This is a genomic window from Streptomyces sp. ICN903, from assembly GCF_022015835.1.
In the GTDB taxonomy this organism is placed as follows: domain Bacteria; phylum Actinomycetota; class Actinomycetes; order Streptomycetales; family Streptomycetaceae; genus Streptomyces; species Streptomyces fenghuangensis.
In genome coordinates this window covers 1-7442 of record NZ_JAKMAY010000282.1, presented here as the reverse complement: position 1 = coordinate 7442, position 7442 = coordinate 1, and the positions used below count along the sequence as shown (strand labels likewise).

The 7442-nt window shown below is 76.4% G+C and carries 6 protein-coding genes; 4 read left to right on the top strand and 2 right to left on the bottom strand.

What is annotated here, in order from left to right; genetic code table 11:
- Both L7D48_RS23255 and L7D48_RS23250 read left to right on the top strand, forming a co-directional pair.
- Nucleotides 1-1077: lycopene cyclase family protein (locus L7D48_RS23255; protein WP_237882113.1), on the top strand; the 1077-nt coding region annotated here is incomplete at its 5' end.
- Nucleotides 1077-2675 (top strand): FAD-dependent oxidoreductase, encoded by a 1599-nt coding sequence (locus L7D48_RS23250; RefSeq protein WP_237882111.1) that lies wholly within the window; start codon nucleotides 1077-1079, stop codon nucleotides 2673-2675. The genes L7D48_RS23255 and L7D48_RS23250, both read left to right, overlap by 1 nt.
- Before the next feature lie 26 nt (nucleotides 2676-2701).
- Here the strand turns inward: L7D48_RS23250 and L7D48_RS23245 are convergent, their stop codons facing one another.
- Both L7D48_RS23245 and L7D48_RS23240 read right to left on the bottom strand, forming a co-directional pair.
- Entirely contained in the window at nucleotides 2702-3250 is a 549-nt protein-coding gene (locus L7D48_RS23245; RefSeq protein WP_237882110.1) for a methylated-DNA--[protein]-cysteine S-methyltransferase, read from the bottom strand.
- A gap of 97 nt (nucleotides 3251-3347) precedes the next feature.
- Nucleotides 3348-4385 (bottom strand): GAF domain-containing protein, encoded by a 1038-nt coding sequence (locus L7D48_RS23240; protein WP_374493429.1) that lies wholly within the window; start codon nucleotides 4383-4385, stop codon nucleotides 3348-3350.
- Between the two features lie 392 nt (nucleotides 4386-4777).
- On the opposite strand from L7D48_RS23240, the gene L7D48_RS23235 reads away from it, so the two are divergent.
- Together L7D48_RS23235 and L7D48_RS23230 are read left to right on the top strand one after the other, a co-directional pair.
- Nucleotides 4778-6889 (top strand): SpoIIE family protein phosphatase, encoded by a 2112-nt coding sequence (locus tag L7D48_RS23235; RefSeq protein WP_237882108.1) that lies wholly within the window; start codon nucleotides 4778-4780, stop codon nucleotides 6887-6889.
- Between the two features lie 193 nt (nucleotides 6890-7082).
- Complete coding sequence (locus tag L7D48_RS23230) at nucleotides 7083-7439, top strand: hypothetical protein (protein ID WP_237882106.1); 357 nt, start codon at nucleotides 7083-7085, stop codon at nucleotides 7437-7439.
- Nucleotides 7440-7442 lie beyond the last annotated feature (3 nt).

Genomic DNA, 7442 nt, shown 5'->3' with positions numbered 1-7442 from the left:
GGAGCGGGCGCCGGCGGGTCCGGTGCCGGGCTCGGCGCGCCCGTCACCGCGTCCTGGCGTCGGCTGCTGGTGCGGGGCCCCGGCGGGGAGGCCCTGGGCGGTGACAGTCCCCGGCGCTACCTGATGGTCCGCTCCGCGGACTTCATCCGGGCGATGGACGCCCGTCTGGCCGCCGCCGGCTCCGTCACCCGTGTCACCGGCACCGTCACCGCCGTCGGGGACGGGCCGCACGGCGCGCGGGTGAGCGGCACGGACGCCGAGGGGCGGCCCTTCGCGCTCACCGGCCGCTGGGTGTTCGACTCGCGTCCGCCGCGGGTCCTGCCGCCCGCCCACACCACCTTGCTGCAGCACTTCCGGGGCTGGTTCGTGCGTACCGCCGAGGACCGCTTCGACCCGGGCACGGCGGAGCTGATGGATCTGCGCACCCCGCAGCCGCGGCGCGGGCTGTCCTTCGCCTACGTCCTGCCCCTCACCCCGCGCGAGGCGCTGGTGGAGTACACCGAGTTCTCCCCCTCGCCCCTGAGCGTCGGCGAGTACGAGGCCGCGCTGCGGCACTACACCGGACACGTCCGCCCGTTGGGCGATTTCACCGTCACCGGCGCCGAGCAGGGCGTCATCCCCATGACCGACGGGCGCTTCGCGCGCCGGGCCGGGCACTCGGTGTTCCGCATCGGCACGGCGGGCGGCGCCACCCGCCCCTCGACCGGCTACACCTTCGCCACCGTCCAGCGCCAGAGCGCACAGGTGGCCGCTGCCCTCGCGGCCGGGCGCACCCCGCTGCCGCCCCGGCCGCACGCCCGCCGCCACCTGGCCATGGACGCCGCGCTGCTGCGCGCCCTGGCCACCGGACGCGTGGACGGCGCGGACTTCTTCGCCCGCCTCTTCCGCCGCAACCGGCTGGACAGCGTGCTGCGCTTCCTCGACGGCCGCTCCGCGTTCCGCGAGGAGGTCGCGATCGGTCTGCGCTCCCCCATATGGCCGATGGCGCGCTCCCTGGCCGAACTCCCCCTCCTGCCGCGCCGGCCCTCCGCCGCCGTGCCGCGGCCCGGCGATCCCCACCAGCGAAAGGCCCACTGATGACAGACGCGAGAAGTCCGTTCCCGTACCCGCCGGCGGGCCGGGGCCGTACCCGGCTCGCCCGCGACCGTTACGCCGTGCACCGGCCGGCGCCCGCCGGGGCGGCCCGTGTCGGCGACCGCGAGGTGCGCGCCGCCGTGGTGGGCGGCGGCATCGCCGGGCTCACCGCCGCCACCGCGCTGGCCGAACGCGGTGTGGCCGTGGACCTGCTGGAACGCGGGGAGGTGCTGGGCGGGCGCGTCGGGGGCTGGCCCACGAAGCTGGCCGACGGCACGTCCGTCACCATGAGCCGCGGCTTCCACGCCTTCTTCCGCCAGTACTACAACCTGCGCAATCTGTTGCGGCGTATCGACCCGTCCCTGTCGATGCTCACCCCGCTGCCGGACTACCCGCTGTGGCACAGCGGCGGAGCGCGGGACAGTTTCGCGCGGGTGCCCCGCACCCCGCCGTGGAGCGTGCTGGGCTTCACCGCCCTCAGCCCGACCTTCACCCCCTCGGGGCTGGCGGGCATGAACCCCCGTGCGGCACTGTCGCTGCTCGACGTGCGGGTGCCGGAGGTCCACGAGCGGCTGGACGGCGTGAGCGCCGCGGAGTTCCTGGACTCCGTCAACTTCCCCGAACCGGCCCGGCATCTGGCCTTCGAGGTGTTCTCCCGCAGTTTCTTCGCCGATCCGCGCCAGTTGTCGGCGGCCGAACTGGTCCTGATGTTCCACATCTACTTCCTGGGCTCGGCCGAGGGGCTGCTCTTCGACGTCCCCGACGACCCCTTCCCCGCCGTCCTGTGGGATCCGCTGGCCGCCCGGCTGGAGCGGCTGGGAGCACGGGTGCGCACCGGCACCGCCGTGGAGCTGGTGCGCCCCGAGCGGGACGGCTTCACCGTGGTGACGGCAGGGGGCCGGGAGCCGGGGGCCGAGCGCGGTGAGCGCTACGACGCGGTCGTCCTGGCCGTGGACGGTGCGGGTCTGCGCGCCCTGGTCGACAACTCCCCGCATCTGGGCGGTCCCGGCTGGCGGGCGTCGGTCGGACGACTGCGCGAGGCCCCGCCCTTCCTGGTCTCCCGCTACTGGCTCGGCCGGCCCGTGGCCGCCGACCGGCCGGGTTTCCTGGGCACCAGCGGCTACGGCCCGCTGGACAACGTCAGCGTCCTGGACCGGTGGGAGGGCGAGGCCGCCCGCTGGGCCGCGCGGACGGGCGGCAGCGTGGTGGAGCTGCACGCCTACGCCGTCGATCCCGGCGCGGACCGCACCGCCGTCCAGCGGGCGGCCCTGGCCGAACTCGCCCGCGTCTACCCGGAGACGGCCGACGCCCCGGTCGTCGACGAGCGGCACGAGTGGCGGCAGGACTGCCCGCTGTTCGCCACCGGCACCTGGCGGGACCGGCCGGGGGTGCGCACCGGCCACCCCCGGCTGGTGCTCGCCGGTGACCTGGTGCGCACCACGCTGCCGGTGGCCTTGATGGAGCGGGCGGCCACCACCGGTTTCGAGGCCGCCAACGCCCTGCTGGCCACCTGGGGGGTGCGCGGCCATCCGCTGCTGACGGTGCCGCGCCGTGGCCGCTCGGCGCCGCTGCGGCTGCTGGCCTCGGCCCTCGGCGGCTGATGGGCGGACCGGCGGCCGAGGGGTGGTCAGAAGGCGGGGAGCGGCAGGGCTGCGGCGGCGGCCGGCAGGGCGCGCTCGTGCTCCAGCAGCGCCCGTTTGCGCTCCACTCCCCCGCCGTAACCGGTCAGGGCGCCGTCGGCCCCGACGACGCGGTGGCAGGGGACGATGACGCCGACCGGGTTCTTCCCGTTGGCGAGGCCGACGGCGCGGGAGGCCGTCGGCCGGCCGATGTGCTCGGCGAGCCGGCCGTAGGTCCAGGTCCGTCCGTGGGGGATCTCGCGCAGCGCGGCCCAGACACGTCGCTGGAACGGTGTTCCGTACAGCCTCAGCGGCAGGTCGAAGGTCTCGCGGCGCCCGGCGAAGTACTCCTCCAGCTGCCGGGCCGTCTCGGCGAGCGGCGGCCCGGCGGGCTCCGGCAGCCGCTCGCCGAAGACCGACTCGTCGGGCCGGTACCGCTGGGCCTCCATGTAGAGGCCGATCAGGTGCTCCTCCTCGGCGACCAGGGTGAGCGGGCCGCAGGGGCTGTCGACGACGGTGTGTGCGCGCCTTCCGGGCGCCCGGGGTACTGCGGGCACGTGCTGGGTCTCCTCTCGGCCGCGGTCCGGGCGGGGCCGGTCCGCTCGGCACCAGCATGGCCCGGCACCCGCCCGCGGACCGGCGGTTTCCGGACACCTACCCCGGGCGGGGGACGGGGCGGTCGCCGGCGGGCGCCGTCAGAGGGCGCCGGGCCGCTGTTCCGGCTCCCCACGCGCGGTAGCCGCCGGCGGACTCGACTCCGTGCGCCCGGCGCAGCTTCGGCGGGAACAGCTCCCGCATCAGTGTGGCGGTGATGGCGGCCTGCTCGGCGTACAGGCGCGCGGCCGACAGCGCGGCTCCGGCCCGGGCGGCGAACAGTCTCGCGAAGGTCTCCTCGCTCCGGCTGAACGCGGCGTGGTCGGTGCGGCGCAGCAGGACCAGGGCCCCGGCCGGGACGCCGTGGCCGGGCAGGGGGGTGACCACCACCGAGCCCGGCGGTCCGTCGAAGCGGGGCGGCACGATCCAGTCGGGCAGCAGTGCGGGGTCGATCCAGCGCGAGGGCACCGGCGGGAACCCCTGGAGCGCCTCGCTCAGGCCCGGCACCGTCTCCGGGTCCGCATCGACCGTGCCGTGCACCGGGCCCTCGGGGGCGCTGTGGGTGACCGGGAGCCCGCGCCCGGCCGCCGGGGCGATCAGTACGGCCGCGTCCGCCAGGTGCCGCACGGCCAGGCGCACGGTCACCTCCATGCACCGCTCGACGTTCAGGGTGCCCGACAGGGCCTCGGACACCTCCGCGAGGAAGGCGGTGCGTTCCCGCTCGCCGCGCAGGGCGTCCTCGGCCAGGCGCAGTTCGGTGTCGTCGAGCAGCCACCACACCACGTCGCCGTTCCCGCCGCGGGCCGGATGCCCTCGCAGGCTCCGCCCACCCGCCTCCCCCCTGGGCGCCTCACCCGGCCCGGGGAGCGGGCCGGAGGAGGCGGTCAGGCGCCGGTGGGCGTCGGCCAGCCAGTGCGGTACCGCCTCCTCCAGCCGTGCGCCGGGCACCGCCTTCGGGAGGAGTCCGGTGGCGACCGCGTTGGCCCCCGCCACCGCGCCGGACGGATCCACCGCCACCACTGCGCAGGGCGCGTCGTCCCACGCGGCACCGGTTCCGGTGCCGCGTGGCCGGGCGGATGAGTCCTCGGAGATCGTCACGACCGGGGTCCGCGTGCCGCGGGCCCCACCACCTTCCTGCCGGATGAACACTGAACGGAACGCCGGGCAGGACGCCGAACAGAGAATTGCCGTCCGGCAACCTTCCCCCGGATGCCGCGATCAAGGCAACCGCGACGCCCGGGGAAGCGGGACGCCTCCACAGGGCGTCCCGTGCGCGACTCCCGTCTGCCCCGTGAGAACGATCGGCCGGGCGGGCCCGGGCGGAAGACGGCGGTTCCGCAGGGGCCGTGAGAAACCTCACCGGCCCGGCTCCGCCCCTAGCGTCCCCTTCGCCGCCGAAGCGGAGGCGGGGGCGGCAGGCGGCAGTCGCCCGCGAGCGCGCTCGTACGGCGCCACGCGAAGACGCCGCGTTTGAATAAACAATGTCCCTTATGTCGTTCTCTCGGCGGTCGACGGAGAGCCCGGAACCCAGCGGGCTGCCCCTGGAGGTGTTCGACCCGGCTCCTGTCGGGGTCCTGGTGTGCCGCGGGCCCCGGCATGTCCTGACCTACATGAACGCCGCCTACCGCGCGATCTTCGGAGACCGGCCGCTGGGGGTGCCGGTGCGGCGGGCGTTCGCCGATCTGGAGCAGCGCGGCTATCTCGACCTGTTCGATCCGGTGCTCCGCGACGGGGAACCGGCGCGGGTCTCCGCCGCGCCCGTCACCGTCCGCTACGCCCACGGCGAGGTCGAGCGGCGGTACTTCTCGTTCAGCGTCTCCAGGATCGCCCCGGCCGGGGAGGAGCCCGGGGTCCTCGTCGTCGCCGCCGAGGTGACCGCCGAGGTCACCGCGACCGAGCACGCCCGGACACTCGCCGAGGAACGGCGCCGGACGCTGCTGCGGTACCAGAGCCTGGTGGCCACGAGCACCGAGAAGGTGTGGGTGGCGGACCCCGGCGGGCTCCTCGTCGAGGGGAGCGACGGATGGGAGCGTGCGACGGGGCGCCCCTGGGAGGAGCTGCGCGGTGCCGGATGGCTCGGCACCGCCCACCCCGACGACCGCGCGGCCCTGGCCGAGGCCTGGTACCGGGCCGTCAGGGAGGTGCCCGAGCGGTTCCAGCACACCTACCGGCTGCGGTACGCCGACGGGGCCTACCGGCACTGCCTGCTGCGCGCCGTGCCGGTGCGCGACGGCGGGGGCGTGCTGGAGTGGATGGCCGCCTGCGTCGACGTCGAGGAGCAGTGGTGGCGGGAACTGCGCGACTCCCTCATCGGCCGTGCCTCGGCGGCGGTGGCGGAGTCGGAGAACGCGCCGGACGCCTTCGCCGCCCTGAGCCGTGTGATCGTTCCCGCCCTGGCCGACGAGTGCGGCATCTACCTGCTGACCGAGTCGGCCGGGCAGCCGCCCGGGGACGGCCGCCTGACCGTGGAGCGGGTCGCGGCCACCGCGCGCGAGGGGCTGCCCGCGGGCCTGCCGCCGCGCCGTGAGGAGCACGTCGGTCCCGGGCATCTGCTCGCCCGCGCCGTCCGCGAGCGGCGCGGCGTACACCGGTCCTTCACCCCGGGCGCCGTACCGGCGGACGTCGCGCCGCCGGGCGTGCGGCCCTGGCTGTCCCGCACCGGGGCGCACAGCGGGGTGGCTCTGCCGGTCCTGGTCGACGGGGCGGTGGCCGCCGTGGTGACCGCCTTCGTCTGCGGGGACCGCGCACCGATCGGCCCGCGGCACCGGACCCTGATGCGGGAGGTGGTCGAGCAGGCCCATGACGCGCTCAGCCAGGCGCTGCGGCTCCAGCGCACCCAGCGGGTGGCGCGGGCGCTGCAGCGCAGCCTGCTCACCGAACCGCCCGACCACCCGCACCTGCGGATCGCCGCGCGCTACCTGCCCAGCCCGGCCGCGGCCGATGTGGGCGGGGACTGGTACGACTCCTTCCCACTGCCCGGCGACGCCCTGGCCCTGGTCATCGGTGACGTCGCCGGGCACGATCTGGGAGCCGCCGTCACCATGGGCAGGATGCGCAACATGCTCCGCGCGCTCGCCGCCGACCACGGCGGGCGACCGCCCGGCGAGGTCGTACGGCGGCTGGACGCGGCCGTGCAGGCCCTCGACCCGGACACGGGCACCACCACCTGTGTGATGGCCCGGGTGGAGCGCGGCCCGGAGGCACGGGCGGAGGCGGGCGGCGGGAGCGCGAAGGGGCCGTGGCGGCTGACGTACACCGCCGCCGGGCACCCGCCTCCCCTGCTGATCACCCGGGACGGCGGCGCCCGCTTCCTGGAGGGCGCCCGCGGCCCCCTGCTCGGCATCCTGCCGCCGGACGCCCCCCGCGACAGCGCGACCGAGGAACTGCCGCCCGGCTGCACCCTGCTGCTCTACACCGACGGACTGGTCGAACGCCCCGGGGAATCCCTCGACCGGGGTCTGGAGCGGCTGCGGCGCAACGCCGCGGCCCTCGCCCGCGAACCCGTCGGCTCCCTGTGCGACGGCCTGGTGGCCACCACCGCCGCCACCGGACGCGACGACATCGCCCTGATCGCCCTGCGCCCGGCCGCGCCCGGCCGCTGAACCCCCGGAGCCCGGCGGCAGGGCACGGGCAGGCGCTCCCGAACGCGGCGGGCCGTACGCGCGTGCGCTCCAGCGCCCGCGCACGGGGCCGGACGCGACGGGTGCCGGCGGGGCGGGAACATCCCGGGCCCGGACAGCGCTACTCACTGTGCCCCTGCGTTATGAGCGGTATGAGATGGAAGGTGTGGGAACAGTGGCTGAGACAGGACGGGCGCTTCCCCGGCCGGCCGGTGAGACGCCGATGGTCACCTCCTGCGACCGGCGGATCGCCGTGAAGTGTCTGCGGCTGCCCACCGCGGACCGGCCGATCAGCCGGGTCACCCTGGATCTCGGCCCGGGGCGCGGCAGCACGCCGGGCACCTGGGCCGCGCTCACCACCGAGGAGGCGCGCGAGCTGGCCCGGCGGCTGCTGGCCCAGGCCGCCCTGGCCGACGCCGAGGCTTCCCGGCCCCCCGCGGCCCCCGGCTCGCCGGTGCGTTCCGGCTTCCTGCCGTCCGCGCCGCCCTCCCCGCCGGTACCTCCGGTACCGCCCGGCTCACCCGGGGCCTGACCC

Bases quoted from the DNA above. Each gene is read 5' to 3' on its own strand.
- L7D48_RS23250 (WP_237882111.1), top strand. From the start codon at position 1,077: ATGACAGACGCGAGAAGTCCGTTCCCGTACCCGCCGGCGGGCCGGGGC.
- L7D48_RS23235 (WP_237882108.1), top strand. From the start codon at position 4,778: ATGTCGTTCTCTCGGCGGTCGACGGAGAGCCCGGAACCCAGCGGGCTG.